General features: G+C 67.8%; 1 protein-coding gene. It reads left to right on the top strand.

Going from position 1 to position 706, the window contains the following annotated elements:
* On the top strand, positions 1-702 hold a 702-nt coding region (locus DEJ05_RS17740), incomplete at its 5' end, for a hypothetical protein (protein WP_258370666.1).
* Between the last annotated feature and the right edge of the window lie 4 nt (positions 703-706).

Genomic DNA, 706 nt, shown 5'->3' with positions numbered 1-706 from the left:
AGCAAAGGACTGATCACGATGCGTAAGAGCCTCAAGACCTCCATCACCCTCGCCACGACCGGCGCCCTCGTCCTCGGCGGTGCCGCGTTCGGGATCTCCTCCGCCCAGGCCGCGACCCCGAACGTGCACACGGTGTCCTCGTCGTCCGAGTCGAAGATCCCCGCACCCGTCGCCTCGGTCCCCGAGGTCCTCGGTGGTTCCACCGCCGTGAAGCTCGACTCCGGCTTCACCGACGCCCTCACCGCCCTGAAGCTCACCCCCGGCGTCTCGGGCGATGCGACCCTGGCTGACGGGTCGGTGTCGTTCCCGATCACCGCCGGGTCGGTCACCTACTGGTCGCCGGATGGCAACTACCGCCCGTACGTGCAGGGCCTGCTGAACCACGACGACTCGGGTCTGACCCTGAAGGCCGGCGACACCACCGTCACGCTGGAGAACTTCGTCGTGAACCCGGGCTCGTCCAAGCTCTACGGCGACGTCCTCGTCAACGGCAAGGTCGCCGCGGCCAACGCGTTCCTGTTCGAGCTGCACGGCGGCTCCCTCAAGCCCCTCCAGCTCGAGGGCGACAACGCCATCCTCACCGGCACCACCGTCCACATCTCCGAAGACGCCGCCGGCCTGCTGAACAAGACCTTCGGCACCGACGCCGTCAAGCGCGGCCTCCTCGTCGGCACCGCCACCATCACCGCACAGATCAAGTAACACC

It is taken from the genome of Curtobacterium sp. MCLR17_045 (genome assembly GCF_003234405.1).
Lineage (GTDB): Bacteria > Actinomycetota > Actinomycetes > Actinomycetales > Microbacteriaceae > Curtobacterium > Curtobacterium flaccumfaciens.
The sequence above is the reverse complement of the archived record's forward strand: the minus strand, read 5'-3'. Positions and strand labels throughout refer to the sequence as shown.